Source organism: Pandoraea sp. XJJ-1 (assembly GCF_026802345.1).
Taxonomy (GTDB): domain Bacteria; phylum Pseudomonadota; class Gammaproteobacteria; order Burkholderiales; family Burkholderiaceae; genus Pandoraea; species Pandoraea cepalis.
Window position 1 is genome coordinate 4,644,744 of sequence record NZ_CP113827.1, and the last position, 22,985, is coordinate 4,667,728.

The 22,985-nt window shown below is 63.3% G+C and carries 19 protein-coding genes and 1 tRNA gene; 9 read left to right on the forward strand and 11 right to left on the reverse strand.

The window, feature by feature from the left end; translation table 11 throughout:
* Positions 1–67: 67 nt before the first annotated feature.
* The 4 genes from sucC to recA all read right to left on the reverse strand — a co-directional run bounded on the left by sucC (position 68) and on the right by recA (position 3,937).
* The gene (gene sucC / locus OYT13_RS21440) at positions 68–1,234 is read right to left on the reverse strand and encodes an ADP-forming succinate--CoA ligase subunit beta (protein ID WP_017232937.1); all 1,167 of its coding nucleotides are present in this window, start codon (positions 1,232–1,234) and stop codon (positions 68–70) included.
* A complete protein-coding gene (locus OYT13_RS21445; RefSeq protein ID WP_017232936.1) occupies positions 1,231–1,917 on the reverse strand; it encodes a DUF2889 domain-containing protein in 687 nt (228 codons plus the stop codon). Before OYT13_RS21445 ends, sucC begins: the two co-directional genes overlap by 4 nt.
* Positions 1,918–2,226: 309 nt before the next feature.
* Positions 2,227–2,772 (reverse strand): recombination regulator RecX, encoded by a 546-nt coding sequence (recX, locus tag OYT13_RS21450; RefSeq protein ID WP_315973480.1) that lies wholly within the window; start codon positions 2,770–2,772, stop codon positions 2,227–2,229.
* A 100-nt stretch (positions 2,773–2,872) separates the two neighbouring features.
* The gene (gene recA / locus OYT13_RS21455) at positions 2,873–3,937 is read right to left on the reverse strand and encodes a recombinase RecA (RefSeq protein ID WP_268566911.1); all 1,065 of its coding nucleotides are present in this window, start codon (positions 3,935–3,937) and stop codon (positions 2,873–2,875) included.
* A gap of 202 nt (positions 3,938–4,139) precedes the next feature.
* On the opposite strand from recA, the gene OYT13_RS21460 reads away from it, so the two are divergent.
* From OYT13_RS21460 to OYT13_RS21475, 4 genes are all read left to right on the forward strand, one after another.
* The gene (locus tag OYT13_RS21460; protein ID WP_017232933.1) at positions 4,140–4,829 is read left to right on the forward strand and encodes a response regulator transcription factor; all 690 of its coding nucleotides are present in this window, start codon (positions 4,140–4,142) and stop codon (positions 4,827–4,829) included.
* Positions 4,830–4,879: 50 nt separating this feature from the next.
* Complete coding sequence (locus OYT13_RS21465; RefSeq protein WP_268566912.1) at positions 4,880–6,523, forward strand: sensor histidine kinase; 1,644 nt, start codon at positions 4,880–4,882, stop codon at positions 6,521–6,523.
* Positions 6,524–6,694: 171 nt separating this feature from the next.
* Positions 6,695–8,353, forward strand: coding sequence for an MFS transporter (locus OYT13_RS21470; protein ID WP_268566913.1), 1,659 nt, complete (start codon positions 6,695–6,697; stop codon positions 8,351–8,353).
* 180 nt (positions 8,354–8,533) lie between these two features.
* Positions 8,534–8,610: transfer RNA gene (locus OYT13_RS21475), tRNA-Met, on the forward strand.
* 112 nt (positions 8,611–8,722) lie between these two features.
* Here OYT13_RS21475 and OYT13_RS21480 read toward each other — a convergent pair.
* Positions 8,723–9,043, reverse strand: a complete 321-nt coding sequence (locus tag OYT13_RS21480) for a TFIIB-type zinc ribbon-containing protein (protein ID WP_026131758.1) — start codon at positions 9,041–9,043, stop codon at positions 8,723–8,725.
* A 173-nt stretch (positions 9,044–9,216) separates the two neighbouring features.
* The gene (locus OYT13_RS21485; protein WP_150564835.1) at positions 9,217–9,996 is read right to left on the reverse strand and encodes a TerC family protein; all 780 of its coding nucleotides are present in this window, start codon (positions 9,994–9,996) and stop codon (positions 9,217–9,219) included.
* A 185-nt stretch (positions 9,997–10,181) separates the two neighbouring features.
* Between OYT13_RS21485 and OYT13_RS21490 the strand changes: the two genes are divergently transcribed.
* Together OYT13_RS21490 and OYT13_RS21495 are read left to right on the forward strand one after the other, a co-directional pair.
* A complete protein-coding gene (locus tag OYT13_RS21490; protein ID WP_017232901.1) occupies positions 10,182–11,147 on the forward strand; it encodes a LysR family transcriptional regulator in 966 nt (321 codons plus the stop codon).
* On the forward strand, positions 11,134–12,207 hold the full coding sequence (locus tag OYT13_RS21495; RefSeq protein ID WP_017232900.1) for an AI-2E family transporter: 1,074 nt from the start codon (positions 11,134–11,136) through the stop codon (positions 12,205–12,207). Before OYT13_RS21490 ends, OYT13_RS21495 begins: the two co-directional genes overlap by 14 nt.
* On the opposite strand, the gene OYT13_RS21500 is transcribed toward OYT13_RS21495, so the two are convergent.
* Entirely contained in the window at positions 12,189–13,790 is a 1,602-nt protein-coding gene (locus OYT13_RS21500) for a tetratricopeptide repeat protein (protein ID WP_261939729.1), read from the reverse strand. The genes OYT13_RS21495 and OYT13_RS21500 overlap by 19 nt on opposite strands.
* A 466-nt stretch (positions 13,791–14,256) precedes the next feature.
* Here OYT13_RS21500 and OYT13_RS21505 point away from each other — a divergent pair, with 466 nt between their 5' ends.
* Both OYT13_RS21505 and OYT13_RS21510 read left to right on the forward strand, forming a co-directional pair.
* A complete protein-coding gene (locus OYT13_RS21505; RefSeq protein ID WP_017232897.1) occupies positions 14,257–15,996 on the forward strand; it encodes an ABC transporter permease in 1,740 nt (579 codons plus the stop codon).
* A gap of 10 nt (positions 15,997–16,006) precedes the next feature.
* Entirely contained in the window at positions 16,007–17,323 is a 1,317-nt protein-coding gene (locus OYT13_RS21510; RefSeq protein WP_017232896.1) for an ABC transporter ATP-binding protein, read from the forward strand.
* Between the two features lie 71 nt (positions 17,324–17,394).
* Here the strand turns inward: OYT13_RS21510 and OYT13_RS21515 are convergent, their stop codons facing one another.
* The 3 genes from OYT13_RS21515 to kbl form a co-directional block, all read right to left on the reverse strand.
* Positions 17,395–18,279: an outer membrane protein gene (locus OYT13_RS21515; protein ID WP_268566914.1), complete on the reverse strand. Its 885-nt coding sequence runs from the start codon at positions 18,277–18,279 to the stop codon at positions 17,395–17,397.
* A 742-nt stretch (positions 18,280–19,021) separates the two neighbouring features.
* Positions 19,022–19,987 carry an NAD-dependent epimerase/dehydratase family protein gene (locus tag OYT13_RS21520; RefSeq protein WP_174975414.1) on the reverse strand — a complete coding sequence of 322 codons (966 nt, stop codon included), beginning with the start codon at positions 19,985–19,987 and terminating at the stop codon, positions 19,022–19,024.
* 2 nt (positions 19,988–19,989) lie between these two features.
* Positions 19,990–21,207 (reverse strand): glycine C-acetyltransferase, encoded by a 1,218-nt coding sequence (gene kbl / locus OYT13_RS21525; RefSeq protein WP_017232892.1) that lies wholly within the window; start codon positions 21,205–21,207, stop codon positions 19,990–19,992.
* A 203-nt stretch (positions 21,208–21,410) separates the two neighbouring features.
* On the opposite strand from kbl, the gene OYT13_RS21530 reads away from it, so the two are divergent.
* Entirely contained in the window at positions 21,411–22,007 is a 597-nt protein-coding gene (locus OYT13_RS21530) for a helix-turn-helix domain-containing protein (RefSeq protein WP_369751557.1), read from the forward strand.
* 60 nt (positions 22,008–22,067) lie between these two features.
* On the opposite strand, the gene OYT13_RS21535 is transcribed toward OYT13_RS21530, so the two are convergent.
* Positions 22,068–22,835 (reverse strand): TetR/AcrR family transcriptional regulator, encoded by a 768-nt coding sequence (locus OYT13_RS21535; RefSeq protein WP_261939726.1) that lies wholly within the window; start codon positions 22,833–22,835, stop codon positions 22,068–22,070.
* Positions 22,836–22,985: the final 150 nt, after the last annotated feature.

The window sequence follows — 22,985 nt, forward strand, 5'->3', positions numbered from 1 at the left end:
ATCCGGTTGCCGGGCAGCGTTCGCACACCCCTTTGGGGTCGCGCCGCTGCGGCTTCGACTGTTCTGGTTACTTGCCTGCGGCAGCCGCGACAACCTTCTGGGCAGCTTCTTCCATGCTGTCCGCCGAGATGATCGGCAGACCCGATTCGGCGAGCATCTTCTTGCCCAGGTCTTCGTTCGTGCCCTTCATGCGCACGACCAGCGGCACCTTCAGCGAGACGGCCTTCGAGGCTGCGATCACGCCTTCGGCGATCACGTCGCAACGCATGATGCCACCGAAGATGTTGACCAGAATGGCGGTCAGGTTCGGGTTCTTCAGCATGATCTTGAACGCTTCGGTGACCTTCTCGGTCGTGGCGCCACCGCCCACGTCCAGGAAGTTCGCCGGCTCGCCGCCGAAGAGCTTGATGGTGTCCATCGTGGCCATGGCCAGACCGGCACCGTTCACCAGGCAGCCGATGTTACCGTCGAGCGAGATGTAGGCCAGATCGAACTTCGAGGCTTCGACTTCTGCCGGATCTTCTTCGTCCAGGTCGCGGTAAGCGACGATTTCCGGGTGACGGAACAGGGCGTTCGAGTCGAAGTTGAACTTGGCGTCCAGCGCGGTGACCGTGCCGTTGCTGCTCACGTTCAGCGGGTTGATTTCGGCCAGCGACGCATCGGTTTCCCAGAACGCCTTGTACAGACCTTGCAGAATCGCGCGGGCTTGAGCGATCGAAGCGTCGGGAACGCCGATCTTCTTGGCCAGATCGTCGGCTTGCGCGTCGGTCAGACCGACGGACGGCTCAACGATGACCTTGTGGATCAGTTCCGGATGCGTTTCGGCGACTTCTTCGATGTCCATGCCGCCTTCGCTCGAACCCATCAGCACAATCTTCTGCGTGATGCGGTCGACCACGAGGCTGACATAGAGTTCGTTCTTGATGTCGGCGCCGTCTTCGATCAGCAGGCGGTTGACCTTTTGACCTTCCGGACCGGTCTGGTGCGTGATCAGTTGCATGCCGAGGATCTGGCCGGCGTATTCGCGCACTTGCTCGATCGACTTGGCAACCTTCACGCCGCCGCCCTTACCGCGACCGCCTGCGTGAATCTGGGCCTTGACCACCCAAACCGGACCGCCGAGTTCTTCGGCTGCCTTCACGGCCTCGTCCACGGAAAACGCCGGAATGCCGCGGGGCACCGCGACTCCGAATTTTCGGAGGATTTCCTTGCCTTGATACTCATGAATCTTCATGCGTGATTCCCTTCTTGCTGAGTTGGAAGTTTGGGTTCGAGCTGGCGAGTCGAGGCACCATCGCGCACCGCTTCGGTTGTGGCGGGCGTCGTGGGCTCGTTCGCTCGATCGTTTGCGCGGCCGTTGAACCAGCGCGGGTAAAACCGGCGCACCGCCTCGCCATCAAACCGCAGGGCGTGACAATGTCCGAGTTGGAAAGGAGGCGCCGAAACATCGGCCTCGTGGGCGGCCTTGAGCGCCGTGTCGGGGGTGTGGATCACCTCGCCGGCGAAGGCCTGAATCGCTGCCGTGGGCAGGACACTGCAAAGTTCGGTCAGATGGGTACAGCCCGCCGCGCCGCCGAGGCGCTCGCGCACCGCATGGCGGAACCCGCGCCGCAGGTTAAGTCCGATCAATTGACGGTAGTCTGGGCCAATCTGGTCGCAAATGCCGGGATAAGGCACCCAGTCGGAGACGGCCTCGGCGTCACGCACCTCGAAACTCTCGTCGATCGTCAGACGCAGCCACAGCGAGTGAATCGGCGTGCCCTCCTTTCGAAGGCCCGTTGCCAATGCAAAATCGCGATCCTTGTGATCGGTTAGACAGGCTTCGATGTCCCATAGGCCATCGTCGCGCGAAAACGCTTCGACAGCGATCGCGCGGCGGTGACGCAGGGTACGAGAGGCGGGCTCAGAGAGCGGCATGCGAGAGTGTGCAATGCATGAACGCGGAAAGATCTGAATTCTAGCATAGGCAGCGACGGCGATTGCCGCAGCGCAACAGAAGCCCGCCGCATAAGGTCGAATTACCCGACCAATGGGTCGGGTAATCAAAATTCTGCAGGTGCTGGGCGTATGGTGCAACGCCATATCGCGATAACTGTGGCATGACGCGACACGCGAGATACCGCGCCATGTCACGCCAGTATTCATGCGGCTTGCGAGCCTACGCGCGTCACCCGCCCTTCCCCGATGAATGGTGCGACATCCATCAGGAAAATGATGGATGTCGCGTCAAAAGTCGTCCGAGTATTCGTCGGCACCCCACACGATTTTGCTGATAACGGTACGCGAGAAACCGCGCGAGGCGAGAAAACGCATCTGTTTGGCGCGCGCCTCGGGCGTCGTGGCAATCTCGCCGAACTTCTTCTGCCATACGGCGCGGGCCCGGGCGAGTTCCGTTTCGCGCAGTTGTGTCGCGAGGGCCGTCACGGTATCGGCGTCGACCTGATGCTGCTTGAGTTCGTTGACGATACGCGTCGTCCCCATGCGCGACGCACGCCGATGCACGACGCTTTGCGCAAATCGCTCATTGGACAGCCAGCGCTCCTGCTCAAGACCGTCCAGCACGCGATCGAGCGCCTCGGGATCGTCGGCGTCGGCGAACGGCGCAAGCTTGCGACGCAGCTCAGCTCGGCTGTGTTCGCGACGCGCGAGATAGGACAGCGCGCGCGCCTTGAGGCTCAGCACGGGTTTGCGCGACGGCTTGGCCGCAACGGCGGCGTCGCCCGGCGGAGGTGGCGGCGCGTTCGGATCTCGGGGAGGACGGCGAGTGATCATGACGTCATCGTGATGCCATCAAAGCGGGGGCCGGAAAAGCAAAACGGCAACGCGGCGCCGACTGGCCTCGCGTTGCCGCTCCGGAACAGGCGAGAGGTCCTCAGACCTCGTCGTCTGTTTCGATCTCGCCGGTCTCGTTGATTGCCGTGACGCCGAGCGATGCGCGTACCTTATTTTCGATCTCGTGGGCGATATCCGGATTTTCGCGCAGGAATTCACGCGCGTTGTCCTTACCCTGACCAATCTTCTCGCCGTTGTAGCTGTACCAGGCGCCAGCCTTCTCGACGATCTTCGCGTTCACGCCCAGATCGATGATTTCGCCTTCGCGCGAAATCCCCTGGCCATAAAGGATATCGAAAATCGCTTCGCGGAACGGCGGCGACACCTTGTTCTTGACGACCTTGACGCGGGTTTCGTTGCCGACGACCTCGTCACCCTTCTTGATCGAGCCGATCCGGCGAATGTCGAGACGCACCGATGAGTAGAACTTCAGTGCGTTTCCGCCCGTAGTAGTTTCCGGGTTACCGAACATCACACCGATCTTCATCCGAATCTGGTTGATGAAGATCACCGTGCAGTTCGTGCGCTTGATGGTACCGGTCAGCTTGCGCAGGGCCTGGGACATCAGACGCGCCTGCAGACCCGGCAGCGAATCGCCCATTTCCCCTTCGATTTCGGCCTTCGGCACCAGCGCCGCCACCGAGTCGATGACGATGAGGTCGATCGAGCCCGAGCGCACCAGCGCGTCGGCGATTTCGAGGGCTTGTTCGCCCGTGTCCGGCTGCGAGATCAGCAGTTCCGGCACCGACACGCCCAGTTTGTTGGCGTAGCCGACATCGAGGGCGTGCTCGGCGTCGATAAACGCGCAAGTGCCACCGACCTTCTGCATTTCCGCCACGACTTGCAGCGTGAGCGTGGTCTTACCCGACGATTCCGGACCGTAGATTTCGATCACGCGCCCACGCGGCAAGCCACCCACGCCCAGCGCGATGTCCAGGCCCAGCGAGCCGGTCGAGACGACCTGGATGTCCGCTTCGACCTCGCTGTCGCCCAGACGCATGATCGAGCCCTTGCCGAATTGCTTTTCGATCTGCGCGAGGGCGGCGGCCAGCGCCTTGCCTTTCTCGGCCGACAGATTGGCAGACCCTTTCTTGCTTTCTTCCATGAATCGTCCTTTGATATGATGAGCGAGACGGCTCGGGTGAGGCGTGAATGCCAGTACTGTATAAAAAACCAGTGCTGTTTGCAAGTGCCTGTTGTCCGAAAGCGCCGAAACGACAAAAAAAGCCGCGAACCACGCGCCGCAACATCACAGGAGACACACCGCAGCCGTCAGGCGACGGTGCCAATACGAGCCTATCACGCCCATGCGAATTCTCATCGCAGAGGATGACAGCATTCTGGCCGACGCCCTGACCCGCTCGCTGCGCCAGGGGGGCTATGCCGTCGATCACGTCAAGACGGGGCTCGAAGCCGATTCCGCGCTCTGCGCCCAGACGTTCGACCTGCTGATTCTCGACCTCGGCCTGCCGCGCCTGCCCGGTCACGAGGTCCTGCGCCGCTTGCGCGCGCGCAATTCCCATCTGCCCGTACTGATCCTGACCGCATCGGACAGCGTCGACGCCCGCGTCAAGGGGCTCGATCTCGGTGCCGACGACTATATGGCCAAGCCGTTCGCGCTGGCCGAGCTCGAAGCGCGCGTGCGGGCGCTGACGCGGCGCGGCGCGGGCGGCGGCTCGACGGTCATCCGTCACGGCCCGCTCAGCTTCGACCAGGTCGGACGAACCGCCTATATCAATGAGCAGATGCTCGACCTGTCCGCCCGCGAACTGGAATTGCTCGAAGTCCTGCTGCTGCGTACCGGGCGGCTCGTTTCCAAGGAGCAGCTCGTAGACCACTTGTGCGGCTGGGGCGAAGAGGTGAGCAACAACGCCATCGAGGTGTACATGCACCGGCTGCGCAAGAAGATCGAGCCGAGCGGGGTGCGCATCGCCACGATCCGCGGGTTGGGGTATTGTCTGGAGAAGCCGGCCGCCGCGCCTGCCAATGCGGCATAGTCCGCCGAATGCGGCCGCGGCCGCCCCTGCCTCTTTAGCCTCTCCGTCCGATGCGTCTGAGCTTTCGCCACCATCATCGCGCCGCGCCTGCGGACCCGGACGCGTCGTCGCACTCGCCCTCATCACCTGAGGGCGCCCCCTCACGACGGCACACTCCCTCGCCGCCCGGTGCCGACGAACCGTTCGACCGGCTCGACCCTTACACCGATCCGTTCGTACGGCCCGGCTTTGGCGCGCCGCTCGAGCACGAGGCGGAGCCGCCCCCGCGCTCGCTCTTCGGCGAAATCCTCGACTGGATGCTCGCGCCACTGCTGCTGCTTTGGCCGATGAGCATTGCCGTGACGTACCTCGTCGCGAAATCCATTGCCAACGGCCCCTTCGACCGGGCGCTCGAGACCAACGCTTATGTTCTCGCCCAGCAAGTCCATTCGGACCGCGGCCAAGTCACCCTGACGCTGCCCATGCCCGCACGCGATCTGCTGCGCGCCGACGCCACCGACAACGTCTATTTCCAGGTGCTGGGGGCGAAGGGCGAACTCGTCGGCGGCACGCCCGACCTGCCGCTACCGCACGAAGACGACCGTCCGCAACCCGGCGTCGTACAGTTTCGCGACGAAACCGTGGGCGGCAACGACATCCGCGTGGCGTTCACCTACGTCGACTTGCCGCGGGTGACGCCCGCCGGCAGCATGGCGCTCGTGCAGGTCGCGGAGACGCTCGACAAGCGCAGCCAACTGGCGAACGAAATCATCAAGGGCGTAATCCTGCCGCAGTTCGTGATCCTGCCGCTGGCTATCGTGCTCGTGTGGTTCGGCCTGTCGCGCGGCCTCGCGCCGCTGCATGCGTTGCAGGAACACATCCGCGCGCGGCGTCCCGACGATCTATCGCCGCTCGAAGCGCGCCAGGCCCCGCCAGAGATTGCACCGCTCGTGGGTTCGCTGAACGATCTGCTCAGTCGGCTGGAGCAGAATATGAAACTCCAACAGCGTTTCATCGCCGATGCCGCGCACCAGCTAAAAACACCGCTCGCGGGGCTGCGCATGCAGGCCGAACTTGCCTTGCGCCAGACGTCTCCCGACGAATTACGCCGTTCGCTGTCGCTGATCGCCGTAAGTTCCGAGCAGGCGGCGCGCCTCGTCAACCAGTTGCTGGCGCTGGCCCGCGCGGAAAACAGCGCGAACGACGCCGCCGCCTTCACGCCGGTCAATCTCAGCGTGCTTGCCCGAAGCGCCATGCAGGACTGGTTTCAGGCCGCCTTCGCCAAGCGGATCGATCTGGGCTTCGAGGAGCCACCGTTTTCGGTGCATCTGTCGGGTCAACCGGTGATGCTTCGCGAATTGCTCAACAACCTGATCGATAACGCAATCCGTTATACGCCGACGGGTGGGAAGGTGACGGTACGTCTGCGGCATGAGGCGTCCGACGGCTTCGTTCATCTCGAAGTCGAAGACACCGGGCCGGGCATTCCGGCGTCTGAGCGTCCACGGGTGTTCGAGCGCTTTTATCGCATTCTCGGCAGTGACAGCGACGGCAGCGGCCTGGGTTTGGCCATCGTGCGCGAGATCGTGCAGATCCATCGCGGCGACGTGAGCGTGCTCGACCATGTTGACGCGCAGCACCCCGAAGCAACCGGCACGCTCATTCGTGTCACGTTCCCCCTCGCCGATGCGCCTATCGAAAACCCGCATGCGTGACGAATTCACGCGAAATACGTTCAATATCGAGCCAAAGTCGAGGGTAAGTCCCTAGCAACGTAAGCTTCGAGTCAGTTTGGCGTCAGACGTCGGTAAGGTTGTCCTCCAATAATCAGTGGCAGCGGCCCGGGCACGACCCAGGGGCGTGCTTACATTACAGGAGACAACCGCATGGCTACTACAACGACAGCCACCTCCCATGCGCCGATGACCGCCGAAGAAAGAAAGGTCATCTTCGCGTCGTCGCTGGGCACGGTGTTCGAATGGTACGACTTCTACCTGGCCGGGTCGTTGGCCGTTTTCATCAGCCGGCAGTTCTTCTCGGGGATCAACCCGACGGCCGCTTTCATCTTCACATTGTTGTCATTCGCTGCAGGCTTCGCGGTGCGTCCGTTCGGCGCCATCGTGTTCGGCCGCATCGGTGACCTGGTCGGTCGCAAATACACGTTCCTGGTAACCATCACGCTGATGGGGCTGTCGACGCTGGTTGTCGGTTTGCTGCCGGGCTACGCGTCGTGGGGGATCGCCGCCCCGGTGATCTTCATCGCCATGCGTTTGTTGCAAGGTCTGGCGCTCGGTGGCGAATACGGTGGTGCCGCCACGTACGTTGCCGAACACGCGCCGCATGGCCGCCGCGGGTTCTACACGTCGTGGATTCAGACGACCGCCACGCTGGGTCTCTTCCTCTCGCTGCTGGTGATTCTTGGCACCCGCACGGTGATTGGCGAAGAAGCGTTTGCCAACTGGGGCTGGCGCGTGCCGTTCGTTCTGTCGCTCCTGCTGTTGCTGGTGTCGCTGTGGATCCGCATGCAATTGAGCGAATCGCCGGCGTTCCAGCGCATGAAGGCCGAGGGCAAGGCCTCCAAGGCGCCGCTCAGGGAGTCGTTCGGTGAGTGGAAGAACCTGAAGATCGTGATCCTGGCGCTCGTCGGCCTGACGGCCGGTCAGGCGGTCGTGTGGTACACCGGCCAGTTCTATGCGCTGTTCTTCATGACGCAGGTGCTGAAGGTCGATGGCAATACCGCGAACATCATGATCGCGTTGGCCTTGCTTATCGGCAGTCCGTTCTTTGTGTTCTTCGGCGCACTCTCGGACAAGATCGGGCGCAAGCCGATCATCATGGGGGGCTGTCTGATCGCCGCGCTGCTGTACTTCCCGATCTTCAAGGCACTCACGCACTACGCCAACCCGGCCCTGGAGGCGGCAACCGCTCGCTCGCCGATCACGGTGATCGCCGATCCGAACGAGTGCTCGTTCCAGTTCAACCCGGTGGGCACGTCGAAGTTCACGAGTTCGTGCGACATCGCGAAGAGCTACCTGTCGCGCTCCGGCCTGAACTATGAGAACCAGGCAGCGCCGGCGGGCACGATGACCACGGTGAAGATCGGCGACAAGGTGATTTCGTCGGTCGACGGCAAAGCGGCGGATGCGAAGGAAAAGACTGCGGCGTTCGAGGCCGACATGTCCGGTACGCTCAAGGCCGACGGATATCCGCCGAAGGCTGACCCGGCGCAGATGAACAAGCCGATGGTCGTGGTACTGCTCACGATTCTGGTGATCTTCGTGACGATGGTGTACGGGCCGATTGCCGCGATGCTGGTGGAAATGTTCCCGACGCGCATTCGCTACACGTCGATGTCGCTGCCGTATCACATCGGTAACGGCTGGTTCGGCGGCTTCCTGCCGGCCACGGCGTTCGCGATCGTGGCCGCCAAGGGCGACATTTACTCCGGCCTGTGGTACCCGATCATCATCGCCCTGGCGACCTTTGTGATCGGCATGCTCTTCATCAAGGAAACCAAGGACGTCGACATCTACGCCAACGATTGATGGGGTGACCTGCCCGACAGGTTGAAACGGATCAACAACGCCGGGGCCTTCGGGTCTCGGCGTTGTCGTTTCCGGAACCCGGGGCGGCGACGCGGGACGAGCGGTCGTGGCGACTATTTGCGTTGTTCCGCAAAAATATGTTGACAGCCCATGGGGGCTTACCTATACTCTTTCTTCTACGGCGAATTAGCTCAGTTGGTTAGAGCGACGGAATCATAATCCGCAGGTCCGGGGTTCGAGTCCCTGATTCGCCACCAAATTTAAAACGGCTCCCAGCGATGGGAGCCGTTTTTTTTGGGTTCGCACAAAAGCGCTGCTGACGTTTTGCATCCCACGCCAAAGGGCGCAAACGTCAGTTACCCGCCGGCGTCAGTCAAAGTCGAACATCTCGAACAGCGACTTCTTCTTGCGTGGCTGGTCGTACTGGCGACTTCGGTCATCGTCCCCACGAGATCTATCGCGATGAGCATGATCGCGCCAAGACGCTTGGGAGTCGCGACGATTCCCTTGATCATCGCCGCCGAGCGCCGCAGGTGCCGGCCTCGCCCCACCTCCCTCCGTTCGCTCGATCAGCTTGTCCAGCTCCCCACGATCGAGCCACACACCACGACAGCTCGGGCAATAGTCGATCTCCACCCCCTGACGCTCCGCCATCAGCAAATCCGGGGTACCGCATACAGGACATTTCATCGTTTCGCTCCATCACGTAAATGAGACAACGCCCTTAATGTATCGGCTGTCGCACCACGGAAAAACCTGCTTTTCCGTTCATCCATGTTCGTAAAAACCGAAGCGGTCAGACAAAAAAAGTGACGGCGGTGGTGACCGCCGCCGCCTCACTTACGCTTTCGTTACCGCACCCCCTAGTGAAGCACGCGCCCCTGCTCTGCCTTACGGCGCGCCTTCGCACGACGCGTCAACATGTTCAGCCCCTCCACGAAGGCCGAGAATGCCATCGCCGCGTAGATGTAACCCTTCGGGATATGTGACCCAAAGCCTTCCGCGATCAGCGTCATGCCAATCACAAGCAGAAAGCCCAGCGCCAGCATCACGACCGTCGGATTCGCCTCGATGAATCGCGAGAGCGGCCCCGCCATGAACAACATTGCCGTCACGGCGGCAATCACCGCAACGAACATGATCGGGATGTGCTCGGTCATGCCCACGGCCGTCACGATGCTGTCGATCGAGAACACGAGGTCCAGCATCAGGATCTGAACCACGGCGGCACGCGCAGTGATCGTCGCCATCGTTCCCGCCGTCGATGCGCCCTCGCCGTGTTCGGCATCGTCCGTGTCCGACGCCACATGCTGATGCATCTCCTTCGTCGCCTTCCACACGAGGAACAGACCACCGGAGATCAGAATCAGGTCGCGCCACGAAAAGCCGTGACCGAACAACTCGAAGAGCGGTGTCGTCAGCTTGGCGATCCATGCCACCGTACCCAGCAGCGCCAGACGCATGACCAGCGCCAGACCAATGCCCATACGCTGCGCGCGCGCCCGCATCGACAACGGCAACTTGTTGGTCAGGATAGAGATGAAGATCAGGTTGTCGATGCCAAGCACGACTTCCATGACCACCAACGTGACAAGCGCCGCCCATACCGCCGGGTCAACCGCCAAAGCAAGCAGATAGTCCATATGTGCGCCAGAGATTCCCTAGGGTTATCGGAACATTCACCGCCAGTCGACAGCGGCCATGCCCCTTCGTTATCCCGCACCTAACGCGAGGTGCGGGTCCAGGACAGCATGATCCCCGAACTCATGTTTCGCAAAAACCAGTTATATACTTCAAAATAGTTCGGTTTTTCCGAAGTCCATTCGATATGTTGAATTACCGTCATCTTTACTATTTTTGGGTCGTCGTCAAGGAAGGGGGCTTTGCTCGCGCGGCGGAGCGTCTCGACATGGCCGTGCAGACGATCAGCGCCCAGGTGCGCGAGCTCGAGAAATCACTCGGCCACCAGTTGCTCAAGCCCGCCGGACGCGGCGTCGCAATGACCGACCCGGGGCAGGCGGCGTTTCGGCGTGCAGAAGAGATTTTTCGCCTCGGCCAGTCGATCCCCGACGACGTTCGCGAGGCCGCCAGCGGTCGTGTGGCAAGGCTTGCCATCGGGCTGGCCGACGGTATCTCCAAACTGGCCGCGCACGCGATTCTCGCGCCGGTGCTCGACACGCCCTCGCTGCGGCTCGTCTGCCATGAAGGCGAACACGAGCAGTTGCTCGCCGAACTTGCGCTACACAAGCTCGACCTCGTGCTCGCGAGCCAGCCCGCCCCGTATAACCCTACGCTGCGACTCTCAAGCGAACGTCTGGTCGCGTCGCCGGTCGACTGGTATGGGCCGGCATCGCTGGTACGCCAATCCGCGCGAGCCGCGTTTCCTCAATGCCTGGCAGACCTCCCCGTCGTGCTGCCAACCGGTCACTCGGCCCTGCGCGCCCGGCTCGATCAATGGTTTGAGGCACAGAGCATTCGCCCGAATATCGTCGGCGAATTCGAAGACAGCGCGCTCATGGCCGTCTTTGCCACACGCGGCATGGGCGTCTTTCCGCTGAGCGAGGCGGGCGCGGGCGACGTCTCGCTGCTGCGCGGCCTGCGCTGGCTGGGCCGCCCTAGCGAGGTTTTCGAGGACATCCACGCCATTCGCTCGCGACGTGGCGAAGGCCATCCGCTCGTGACACAAATCATCCGTGAAATCGGCCCGACGGCCGGTTCTGCTATAAGAACGACTGGCACGCCGTCTCCGTCTGCGCCGCCGTCATCTGCGAGGAAACCTCATGTCGAGTCGTAGCGATCAGCGCAAGTTCTTCCACCTCATGCTGTTCGTCGTGACGATCGTGTTCGGGTGGATTCTGTTTCCGCTATTCGGCGCCGTCTTCTGGGGCACGATTCTCGCCGTGCTGTTCCAGCCAGTGCAGCGCCGCATCCTCACTCGTCTGCGCGGCCGGCCGAATCTGGCCGCCCTCGCCACGCTGGCGCTGATCCTGCTCATCGTGATCCTGCCGCTCACGCTCGTGATCGGCATGCTGACGCAGGAAATCAGCACGGCACTCGTGCGTTTTCGCGCCGATCTTCCCCAACTCACGGTAGCCTTCCAGCAATTGCTCGACCGGATGCCCGCGAGTGTGCATAGAGTGATGGATCTGGCCGGTGTGCAGGACGTCGCCGCGATCCAGCAAAAGCTGGGCGACGGCGCCGCGCAAATCGGCCGCCTGGTCGCGGTCTATCTGGTGAGCATCGGTCAGAACACGGCGCAACTGCTCGTGAGCTTCGGCGTAATGCTCTACCTGCTGTTCTTTCTGCTGCGCGACGGTACCGTGCTCGGCGTGATGGTCCGACGCGCCCTGCCGCTCGAAGAACGTCACAAAACCCAACTGATCCGGCAGTTCACCACGGTCGTGCGCGCCACCGTCAAGGGCAACATCGCCGTCGCCGTGGTGCAAGGCGTACTCGGCGGCTTCATCTTCGCCGTCCTCGGCATCCAGGGCTACGTGCTCGCCGCCGTGGTGATGGCCTTCCTGTCGCTATTACCCGCCGTGGGCGCAGCCGTCGTGTGGGTGCCCGTGGGGACCTGGCTGTTGCTCTCCGGGGAAGTCTGGAAGGGCGTGGTGCTGTTTGCGTTCTGCGGCACCATTGTGAGCCTGGTCGACAACGTGCTGCGTCCGATTCTCGTGGGCAAGGACACGAAGCTGCCCGACTGGGTCGTGCTGATCGCCACCCTCGGCGGGATGTCGCTCTTCGGCCTGACGGGCTTCGTGATCGGACCGCTCATCGCCGCCCTGTTCATCTCCAGCTGGAATATCTATACGCGCCTGCGCGACGACGACAGCGATCAGGCCGACGCCGGGTGATATCCGTGGGCCTCCATCGGCACAGCCGCCCGCGCTTCATGCACGAGGGTAGCGAGATCGGCCCCGACCTGCGCCATCAGGCCATCCCAGTCGCCGCGCGGCGACTGGCGATAAAGCGTGAGCGACCGATACCAGTCGCTGTCCCGACGCGATAACTGCCAGCGCCAGTCCGGCGTAAAGCCGACGAGTCCCCAGACCGGTTTTCCCAGCGCTCCGGCCAAGTGCAGCGCCGCCGTGTCCACTGAGATCACGAGATCCATCTGCGCCATGACGGCCGCCGTCTCGGCAAAATCGCTGAGCTTCGCGCCGATGTCATGCACATTGGCATACCGGGCCAGTTCGGCGCGCTCGTCGTCGGTCACATCGACCTGCAACGCGTAGAAATGCGCGTCGGCACCGAAGACCGGCGCCCAATGCGCAAGCGCCACGTCGCGATGCGGCGGAAACGGCCCGGTGCGCCACACGAAGCCCACCCGCAACGCGCCTTCCGGCGGCTTGCCCAGCATCGACCGCCAGATCATCTCCCGCCCTGCGCTCGAGCGCACGTAGGGCAAAACGGTTGCCACATCGCCCCCCGCTTTCAACAGATGCGGCAGGCTGAGCAGCGGCAGCTGCCAGTCGAACGACGGCACCGGTATGTGCTCGGCAAGCACCGTCACCCCGCGCGCGAAGCCGCCCAGCAACGTGACAAGCGGCGCTTGCACCGACAGCACGACGTTCGCCCCCCTCTCGACCAGACGCGGCACAAACCGCACGAACTGCAACGTATTGCCCAGGCCCGGTTCGCTATGGACGAACACCGTCTTGCCCGCGAGCGGCGCGCGGCCGTCCCAGAGCCGGTCGCTGAAGCGCCGCCGCTGACCGCCTTCCTGCCAGCGCCACTCGTAGTCATGCCAGCCATGCTCGAAGTCGCCCAGCAGCAGATTTGTCTGCGCCCGGTTAGTGCGCGCGCCCGCATGGTCCGGCGCGAGCTTTACCGCCTCGCGCAAGCATTGCAGCGCTTCGCCGAACGCGTGTTGCTCACGCAGCGCCACCCCCAGGTTCACCAGCGGATCGGGTTGCTGCGGGGCGATGGCGTTGGCCAGCCGGTATGCGTCGATCTCTTCGTCGTAGCGGCCCAAGGCACCGAGCGCGCGGCCACGGTTGAAGTGCGCCTGCCACAACGCCGGCGCCTTGGCCGACGTGCGCTCGAACCAGCCGAGCGCACGCGCGTTGTCGCCCGCCTGCGCCCAGGTCAGGCCAATGGTGTGCATCGTGCCGATGACGTCCGGCGACTGCTGCACGGTGGCGTCGAACAGCGCCTCGGCACGCATCTGACGCCCGGCCTGGAGGCTGGCCATCGCGGCGTCGAAACTCGCCTGCGCGCCCGGCTGCGGCACGAGCGCGATCAGGCGGTCGAAGGCGTCGGCGGCCGACTCGAAGGCGTTGGTGCGCAACGAGACGTAGGCGAGGCCCTCGAGGGCCGGCAGGAATTCGGGGGATTGTTTCAGTACTTGGCGCAACTCGGCGATCGCCTCGTCGAGCCGGCCGGCGGCACTCAGTTGTCGTGCACGCTCGCAACGCGCGTCTAATGGCGTCGTCATGCGGCGCATCCTTGCTTGTCTTGGAATGAGAGGGAGTCGGGCCGGCAAGCAACACGACCACCGGGGGCGCCTTGCGCCACCGGCCACTGGCGCCGTGGCCCGATCGAGCGGTGCACACTACACGACCGCACGGCGCGAAGCAAGCCGCGGGAATTGGTCCGCGCAACGCCCATAAAGTTCACATCATCCCAGCCTCATTTTGCGGCCCGGCGTCGGCGCAAACGGTCTCCGCACACACCTCGGGTATCATCTGTCGAAATCTTGTTTTCCCGCAGTGCAACATAAAAACCACAATTCCTCTTGGAAGATCCGGTTTGCCAGCGTATGACACGCGCTTTAACATATTTTTACGGGGCAATCTGGTAGCATCCGCTGCCGTCCCTGCGCGCGCGCAACGTCGCTGCCGCGCTGCATGCCGACGCCAAATCCTGTTATCCGTCCGACCCCTCATCCTCAAGAGGTCTTGATGACGCGCGTAGCCCGTCCGTTCATCCCCGCCACTGCGCGACGCCTGCTTCCCAACCGCTGGGATTTCATTGCGTTCCCGATCATCATCGGTTTCCTGATGGTCAGCTCGTCGGGCATTCGTCAGACGTTGGCCCCGCTGGCCAACCTGCAGACCGAGGTCATCTCGCTCGATCCGGCCAACCTGCCCGAGTACGCGTTGCGCACCACGCTGCGCATGCTCGCAGCGATGGTCGCCTCGCTCGTCTTCACGCTCGTCTATGGGACGCTTGCGGCCAAGAGCCGCCGGGCCGAGAAGCTGCTCGTGCCGATGCTCGACATCCTCCAGTCGGTGCCGGTGCTGGGTTACATCTCGTTCACGGTCACCTTCTTCCTCGCCCTGTTCCCGGGACGCGTGCTCGGCGCCGAATGCGCCGCGATCTTCGCGATCTTCACGAGCCAGGCGTGGAACATGACGTTTTCGTTCTACCAGTCGATGCGCACCCAGCCGCGCGATCTCTCGGAAGTAGCGGTGAATCTGCGGCTCTCGCCGTGGCAGCGCTTCTGGAAACTCGACGTACCGTACTCGATGCCGGGCCTCATCTGGAACATGATGATGAGCATGTCGGGCGGCTGGTTCTTCGTGGTGGCGTCCGAGGCGATCACCGTGGGCGACAAGACGGTGACGCTGCCGGGCATCGGCGCGTATCTCGCCACGGCGATCGTGCAGCGCGATCTGCATGCCGTGGGCTGGGTGATTCTGGCGATGGTCGTCGTCATTGTGATCTACGACCAGTTCCTGTTCCGGCCAATGGTCGCCTGGTCCGACAAATTCCGTCTGGAAGACACCGTCTCGCAGGCCGCGCCCGAGTCGTGGGTGCTCAACCTGATTCAACGCACCCGAGCGATTCAGTTTCTGCTCCGCCCGTTCGGCAAGCTGCTGCGTACGCTCGCGCGTGCACGCATGCCGCTCTCGCTGCCCGCCGCGATCCATTCCGAATCGAAGACCCCGCTCTCGCGCGTGATCGATTGGGTGTGGGCCGCGCTGCTGGTAGTGCTGGGCGGGGTCGCCGCCTGGAAGATCTGCGCCTTCGTGACGGCCGAAGTCGGCGTCGCCGAAGTGCTTCGCGTGTTCGGCCTGGGTCTGGTCACGTTGGTTCGCGTGGTAGTGCTCATTGGCATCGCCTCGGTGGTGTGGGTGCCGCTGGGCGTGCTGATCGGGCTACGCCCGAAGCTTGCCGAACGCATCCAGCCGGTTGCCCAGTTCCTCGCGGCCTTCCCGGCCAACCTGTTGTTCCCGGTCTTCGTGGTGGCGATCGTCCATTTCCACGCCAATCCGGACATCTGGCTCTCGCCGCTCATCGTGCTGGGCACGCAGTGGTACATCCTGTTCAACGTCATCGCCGGTGCGACGACGTTTCCCAACGACTTCAAGGAAGCCGCCACCAACTTCCGCATTCGCGGCTGGCAGTGGTGGCGTCAGATCATGCTGCCGGGCATCTTCCCCTACTACGTGACGGGCGCGATCACGGCGTCGGGCGGCGCGTGGAACGCGTCGATCGTCTCGGAATATGTGCAGTGGGGCAACGACAAGGTTGCCGCGCACGGCCTGGGCGCGTACATCGCGCAAATGACGGAAGCGGGCGACTATCCGCGCATTTTGCTGGGCATCGCCGTGATGGCACTGTTCGTTGTACTGTTCAACCGCTTGCTGTGGCGTCCGATGTACGCCATTGCTGAAAACAAGCTTCGCCTGAATTAAAGGGACCGTGATGCCGAACGATACCCAACCGATTGCCGGAAAAGAGATCTTCTCGCTCGCCAACGTCGGCCGCGGCTTCCGCAAGGGCAGCGACGAGCGGCAAGTGCTCGACGGTGTGAATCTGCAACTGCACGAAGGCGAAATCGTCGGCCTGCTCGGCCGCTCGGGCTCGGGCAAGTCGACGCTGCTGCGTATCATCGCCGGCCTGATTCAGCCGAGCGCGGGCGACATCCGCTATCTCGGCGAACCGCTCGAAGGGCCGCCCGAGGGGGTGGCGATGGTGTTCCAGACCTTCGCGCTGTTTCCGTGGCTGACCGTGCTGCAAAACGTGGAAGCCGGACTGGAAGCGCTTGGCGTCGAGCCGAAGGAGCGTCGCCGCCGTGCCCTCGCCGCCATCGACCTGATCGGTTTGGACGGCTTCGAGAACGCCTATCCGCGCGAACTCTCGGGCGGCATGCGCCAGCGGGTGGGCTTTGCGCGGGCGCTCGTGGTCAATCCCACGCTGCTGCTCATGGACGAGCCGTTTTCCGCGCTCGACGTGCTCACCGCCGAGACGCTGCGTACTGACTTGCTCGACCTGTGGAGCCAGCGGCAGTTGCCGATCAAGTCGATCCTGATCGTCACACACAATATTGAAGAAGCCGTGTTCATGTGCGACCGGATTCTGGTGCTGTCGTCGAATCCCGGCCGCGTGGTCGCCGAGATCAAGGTACCGTTCCCACATCGACGCAACCGTCTCGACCCGGCCTTCCGCAAGATGGTCGACGACATCTATGCGCTGATGACGTCGCGTCGCAGCGCGCACACCACGCAGAAGATGACGCTGGAGTTGTCGAGCCCGCTGCACGAAGTGTCGACCAACCTGATGGCCGGTCTGCTCGAAGCGCTGGCCGGCCCGCCCTACAACGGCCGCGCCGACTTGCCGGAAATCGCACAGACGCTGCTGCTCGAGGTCGACGACCTCTTCCCCGTGGCCGAAATCCTCGACCATTTGGGCTTCGCGGAACTCAAGGAGGGCGACATCCTGCTGACCGTCGCCGGCAAACGTTTCGTGGACGTGAGCACGCAGGAACGCAAGGTGCTGTTCGCCGAGCATCTGCTGCGTCACGTGCCGCTCGCCGCGAAGATTCGCGCCGTGCTGCAGGAACGCCGCGGGCAACGCGCCCCGCGCGTACGGTTCGAGCAGGAGCTGGAAGATTCGATGTCGGACGATCTCGCGCAGGAAACGCTCGATACCGCCATCAACTGGGGACGTTACGCCGAGATCTTCTCGTACAACGACCACACGGAGACGTTCAGTCTGGAAGACGTGGAAGGCGCGACCTGATCATCGTCCGCCGGCGTCCGGCCGGAAATCCAACGCCGCGCGACTCGACTGAGCGCGCGGCGTTGTCATTTTTAGAAGGCGTAGCCCGCGCCGACCATCCAGGTCTGGTTGATCGTCTTCGAATCGGGTTCGTAGGCGTTCGTGCCCGGCGCGACCTGCGTGACGCTGGAGCGCCCATATTGGAAGCGAGACCACTCGTAGCTCGCGTTCACGTGGAAGTTGCGCGCGATCGCATAGTCGAGCCCGAAGCCAGCCACGACGACCGGCTTGTTGCCGAGGCTGAACGTGTTCTGCGAGCCCGCCAGCGTCATCGAGGCGCCCACCATCGCGCCCGCGCGAACGTCTGCGGTCGCCACAAGCTTCGGTGTGACTTCGAGCTGCCCCATCAGGCCGCCGCCGACCACATGATGGCGATAGCGCTCGTAAAAGCCGTTCGGGTCGCGACTGCTGTCACGAATCCAGTCCCGGTAGCTATAGCTCAGGTAAGGAATCACCTGCGCATGCCAGGTGCCGAGTTGGAATGGAATCGCCTTGCCGGCCTTGAGCGTGACGTCCGTCGCGGTCGAGCGCGTGCTCATCTGATAGTTCGGCTGGACAACGCGGCCCGCCAGATCTTGCAGATAACCGCCGTAATCGACGTTGCCGTGCGAGACACGCACCGAGCCAGCGAAATAGAGGTTGGACACGCTGAACAGCTCTCGCTGGGTCGATGCCCCCAGCGCGAACGCGGCGATCGTTCCCCGTTCGGAGTCGCTCTTGCCGGGCGCGATATTTTCCCAGTAATGCAATTGCTGGGCACCCGCGTCGACCCAGACCTGATTGTTGGCGCGCAGCATGGCTTCCTGCGCGGAGACGTTGGCCGCACACACGCTGGCGGCAACGAAGACGAACGCGGCGCGCTTGATGGCGCTTCCGCGATGGCCGCAAGCGATGGTGCGGCGGGTGCTAGGCGTCATTGCACGTCCCTCCCAGGCGTGTTCTCTAAGACGACTCGAAGATGGCCATCGGCGTGGCCACCGTTTTTCGGCATTGTTTCAGCGCGTGAGGTGGCATGCAAGCGGAGAAATGTGGATTCTTCGGATCCTTAGCAGATTGAGATTCACGCGGCTCGAGCGATCGAGACGGGAAAATCGGCTGCATGGCCGTGACGATTGGCAGATGGGCAAACGGCGGGAAATTTTCCCCGGCCCAAGCGGTCGTCGCTGAGGAGAATCGAGCGATCCGACCGTGTCAAAAAGGCCACACGTATCGGTATAGATACTGATTCGCGGTCGTTTTTATGCGGTCGCATAATGAATGCGGAACCTGCTGGTCATGCACCGGGGGGCGCAGCGACGCGCAGTCATGCAGGTTCTTTCCGCGGCGAAGACCGTGCATCAGACCCGAGAAGACGCAATATGAGCTATTACCATTCGAAAGAAGCCGTCCGCGGGCGGGCCATCAGCTTGACCCCCGCGTACCGCTGGCGCCGACGCGCCTTTGCTGTGACCTGTGCGGTCATCGCCGCACTGGCATACTACGCCGTGCACCACCCGAAGTAAGGTTCACGGCAATCCCCGCGCGCAACGCAACAAGGCGCGTACGACTCGATATCGCACGCGCCTTGCTCGGCTTGTCCTGATCTCCCTCGCAGTCACCGGCTCGCCTTTCGGCGCCATCACCTCCTCCTCAGCGCCGCCGTCACCTCCCCGCTCCCGATCAAGCCGCGTTGCCCAGGACCGGCGCATGCCAGTCGAGTGGCACGTTGGCGAGCATGTCGTCGACCATCGCGTCCAGTCCGAAGGCCGGCTGCCAGTCCCAATCGTAGCGGGCATGGGTATCGTCAAGCGTATGCGGCCAGGTCTCGGCAATCGCCTGGCGGAAGTCCGGGGCGTATTTCACCGTGAAGCCCGGCACACGACGTGCAATTGCCGCCGCCAGCGTGGCCGGGTCGAAGCTCACCCCCGCCACGTTGTACGAGGAACGCACGCGCAGGCGCGAGGCGTCGGCATTCATCAACGCCAGCGTGGCACGCACCGCATCGGGCATGTGGATCATCGGCAGCGTCGCGTCTTCCTTCAGGAAACACGTGTACGTCTCGCCGCGACGCGCCGCCTGGAAGATCTCAATGGCGTAATCGGTCGTGCCGCCGCCCGGGGGCGTCTTGTAGCTGATTACGCCGGGATAGCGCAGGCTGCGCACGTCTACGCCGAACTTCGTGAAGTAGTACTCGCACAGCCGCTCGCCCGCCTGCTTGCTGATGCCGTACATCGTGGTCGGATCCATGATGGCGAGCTGGGGTGTTTCGACGGCCGGCGTATGCGGACCGAATGCGGCAATCGACGACGGCCAGAACACGCGCAGTCCCTGGCGTTCGCGCGCCAGTTCGAGCACATTGAGCAAGCCGTTCATGTTGAGCGTCCAGGCCTGGAGCGGCCGGGTCTCGCCCGTTGCGGAGAGCAGCGCCGCCAAATGGAAGATCTGGGTAATGCCGAAGCGCTCGACCAGCGCGGCCAGTCGTGCGCCGTCGAGCACGTCGAGCGTCTCGTAATGCACCGCGTGACGTGACGGTCCGGGTGCGATGTCCGTGGCGATGACGTTCTCGTTGCCATACTGCGCGGCCAGCGCGTCGACGAGTTCGCTGCCGATTTGACCGTTGGCGCCGATGATGAGGATGCGTTCCATGTTCAACCTTGCTTGAGAATGCCGAGTTCGTTGCCGGCCTGGGCGAACGCCGTCAGCGCCCGGTTCAGTTGATCGCGCGTGTGGGCCGCCGAGAGTTGCACGCGCACGCGCGCCTGTCCGTGCGGCACCACCGGATAGAAGAAGCCGGTGGCGATCACGCCCAGCTCATAAAGCCGCTGCGCGAAACGCTGCGCGAGCGTCGCGTCGAAGAGCATGACCGGCACGATCGGGTGCGTGCCGGGCTTGATGGTGAAGCCCAGCGCCGCCACTTCGCGGCGGAAGAACGCGGTGTTCTCGTGCAATTGCTCACGTCGCGCCGATGAGTGTTCGAGTTCGTCGAACACAGCGAGCGACGTGCCGACAATGGCGGGCGCCAGGCTGTTCGAAAACAGGTACGGGCGCGAGCGCTGACGCAGCGTTTCGATGACCTCGCGTCGCCCGGCCGTGAAGCCCCCCATCGCACCGCCGAGCGCCTTGCCCAGCGTGCCGGTGATGATGTCGATCTTGCCGAGCACACCGTGATGCTCGTGCGTGCCGCGCCCCGTCGGCCCCATGAAGCCGGTCGCGTGACACTCGTCGATCATGATGAGCGCACCGTATTGCTCGGCCAGCGCCACGATGCGATCGAGCTGAGCAATCGTGCCGTCCATCGAGAACACACCGTCGGTCACGATGATGCGATGACGCGCCCCCATCGCCGACTGCAACTGGCGCTCCAGGTCGTCCATGTCGTTGTGGGCATAGCGTAGACGCTGCGCCTTGCAAAGACGCACACCGTCGATGATCGAGGCGTGATTGAGGGCGTCGGAGATGATCGCGTCCTGCTCGTCGAACAGCGGTTCGAAGACGCCGCCATTGGCGTCGAACGCTGCGGCGTACAGGATGGCGTCTTCCGTGCCGAGGTACGCGGCGATGCGAGCCTCAAGCGCCTTGTGCGGACCTTGCGTGCCGCAGATGAAGCGCACCGACGACAAACCGAAACCAAAGTCTTCCAGCGCTTGCTGCGCGGCCTTGACGAGCGTTTCACTGCCCGAAAGCCCGAGGTAGTTGTTGGCGCACAGGTTGATACGCGCCTGCCCGTCGTCGCACATGACCTCCGGCCCCTGCCGCGACATCAGCACGCGTTCCTGTTTGAAAAGGCCCTGCCGGCGCGTGTCTTCGAGTCGTTCGGTCAGTTGACGGTAGAAGCCCTCGCGGGCTTCCGGGGTATGTGCGGTCATCGTGCGCCTCTCCTTGGTGCGGGCGACGGCGCCATTGCGCAGCGCCGTCGCGGGAATCCAGCGGCATCGGTGGGTACCGGCCGGTCGCGAAGGGCAGCCGGCATCGAGCGCTTGCTCTGCTACCATGCAGCCATTCACCTTATCGGAAACTATACTTTATATTGAACTAATTTCAATATATTGAAAAATTCTAATATCCCGGAATGCATATGGCAAGTACTCCCGCAGCATCGGCGATGTCACCGGTCGCCCCGCCGCCGGTCGGCGACATGATTCAGCAACTGCGCAAAGAGCGCGGCATGACGCTGGAGACGCTCTCACGCGCGTCCGGCGTCTCCAAATCGATGCTGTCGCAGATCGAGCGCGACAAGGCCAATCCGACCATCGCCGTGGCATGGCGGCTGGCCAATGCGTTGGGTGTGCGCCTCGACCAACTGCTGGGCGCCCCGGCGGGCGACCCCGAGCCGGTACGCGTGATCGGCAAGCATGAAATTCCGACACTGGCGGGCGCGGAGCACGCGTATCAGCTCAAGATCCTTGGACCGATGGAGCTGGCGGGCAAATACGAGTGGTATGAACTGACGCTGCAACCCGGCGCCGCACTCGTCTCCGAGCCGCACGATCCGGGCACGCGCGAACACTTCACGGTGTTCGACGGCCAGGTCGACATCGAGGTCGAACACTTCGCGCGACGCGCCAAGCCGGGCGAGACCGCCCGCTATCCCGCCGACCGCGCCCACGCGATCCGCAATGTCGGCAAATCCGTCGCACGTGGTCTGCTCGTGGTGATCCACGGATAAGCGCGGGCGGAACACCCGCGCGTGGCGCAGGCCGCTACGGCAGCAGCGGCCTGAAGGCACTCAGTCGGCGGCCAGCGCACCCGACATGCCGGCGTCGATGATCTGACGCGCCACCGTCGGCAAAATGCGGAGCGGCGGCGAACCGGGTCCGAAGGTTTGACTCGCTGCATAAGCGCCTTCGAGAATCAGCGAGAGCGCATCGACCAACGGCGCCGGCTCCCGCAAACCCGCGGCCGTGACGAGTTCGGTGAAACGCCGCACCATTTCCGCCTTGTAATTCACCACCGACTGGCGCGCGGGATGCGCCGGGTCGGGGAATTCAGCGGCCACGTTCACGAACGGGCACCCGCGATAGCCGGGCCGACTCGCCCGCTCGGAGAGATCCACGAAGATTTGCAGCAATTGTGCGCGCGGCTCGCCGCGCCGTTTTGCGATACTTTCGTCGATACGCGCCAGACTCGCCGTCTGCATGTGATCGAGATACGCCAGAATCAGCTCGTCCTTCGACGCGAACTGGCGATAGAGGCACATCTTGTTGACGCCGGCGCGTTTGACGACGGCGTCCACGCCCACGGCGCGCACCCCTTCAGTGTGGAACAGTTCCACGGCCGCATTGAGCAGATACTGATGCGCGACGGACGCTGGCGTCACATGCCGCTCGGTCTTGCCCGAGCGCGGCGCCGTTCGGCCTCGGCGCGCAGGGACAACCGTGCCTTTGCGCTTGGCGTCCTTCGTGGCCTTCGCGACCGCGGTCGTTTCTCCCCCTGATGTCGCCGGATCCGGCGTCCCAGGCACATCGGGCATGACAGGCGTTGTCGATTTGGCCATGATCCGGCACTCCCCTAAAGCGGTGATTCGCGATGTCGAGCAGCACCCGGACGTCGCAAACGAATACTTGACATGTTACCGATCGGTTCATACCATGGCAACCTAATGTTACCGATCTGTCACATGCTAACGATTGACCATAGACAGCGC

Excerpts from the sequence above, each read along its gene's own strand:
- sucC (WP_017232937.1), bottom strand. The coding sequence starts at position 1,234 with ATGAAGATTCATGAGTATCAAGGCAAGGAAATCCTCCGAAAATTCGGA.
- OYT13_RS21445 (WP_017232936.1), bottom strand. The coding sequence starts at position 1,917 with ATGCCGCTCTCTGAGCCCGCCTCTCGTACCCTGCGTCACCGCCGCGCG.
- recX (WP_315973480.1), bottom strand. The coding sequence starts at position 2,772 with ATGATCACTCGCCGTCCTCCCCGAGATCCGAACGCGCCGCCACCTCCG.
- recA (WP_268566911.1), bottom strand. The coding sequence starts at position 3,937 with ATGGAAGAAAGCAAGAAAGGGTCTGCCAATCTGTCGGCCGAGAAAGGC.
- OYT13_RS21460 (WP_017232933.1), top strand. The coding sequence starts at position 4,140 with ATGCGAATTCTCATCGCAGAGGATGACAGCATTCTGGCCGACGCCCTG.
- OYT13_RS21465 (WP_268566912.1), top strand. The coding sequence starts at position 4,880 with ATGCGTCTGAGCTTTCGCCACCATCATCGCGCCGCGCCTGCGGACCCG.
- OYT13_RS21470 (WP_268566913.1), top strand. The coding sequence starts at position 6,695 with ATGGCTACTACAACGACAGCCACCTCCCATGCGCCGATGACCGCCGAA.
- OYT13_RS21480 (WP_026131758.1), bottom strand. The coding sequence starts at position 9,043 with ATGAAATGTCCTGTATGCGGTACCCCGGATTTGCTGATGGCGGAGCGT.
- OYT13_RS21485 (WP_150564835.1), bottom strand. The coding sequence starts at position 9,996 with ATGGACTATCTGCTTGCTTTGGCGGTTGACCCGGCGGTATGGGCGGCG.
- OYT13_RS21490 (WP_017232901.1), top strand. The coding sequence starts at position 10,182 with ATGTTGAATTACCGTCATCTTTACTATTTTTGGGTCGTCGTCAAGGAA.
- OYT13_RS21495 (WP_017232900.1), top strand. The coding sequence starts at position 11,134 with ATGTCGAGTCGTAGCGATCAGCGCAAGTTCTTCCACCTCATGCTGTTC.
- OYT13_RS21500 (WP_261939729.1), bottom strand. The coding sequence starts at position 13,790 with ATGACGACGCCATTAGACGCGCGTTGCGAGCGTGCACGACAACTGAGT.
- OYT13_RS21505 (WP_017232897.1), top strand. The coding sequence starts at position 14,257 with ATGACGCGCGTAGCCCGTCCGTTCATCCCCGCCACTGCGCGACGCCTG.
- OYT13_RS21510 (WP_017232896.1), top strand. The coding sequence starts at position 16,007 with ATGCCGAACGATACCCAACCGATTGCCGGAAAAGAGATCTTCTCGCTC.
- OYT13_RS21515 (WP_268566914.1), bottom strand. The coding sequence starts at position 18,279 with ATGACGCCTAGCACCCGCCGCACCATCGCTTGCGGCCATCGCGGAAGC.
- OYT13_RS21520 (WP_174975414.1), bottom strand. The coding sequence starts at position 19,987 with ATGGAACGCATCCTCATCATCGGCGCCAACGGTCAAATCGGCAGCGAA.
- kbl (WP_017232892.1), bottom strand. The coding sequence starts at position 21,207 with ATGACCGCACATACCCCGGAAGCCCGCGAGGGCTTCTACCGTCAACTG.
- OYT13_RS21530 (WP_369751557.1), top strand. The coding sequence starts at position 21,411 with ATGCATATGGCAAGTACTCCCGCAGCATCGGCGATGTCACCGGTCGCC.
- OYT13_RS21535 (WP_261939726.1), bottom strand. The coding sequence starts at position 22,835 with ATGGCCAAATCGACAACGCCTGTCATGCCCGATGTGCCTGGGACGCCG.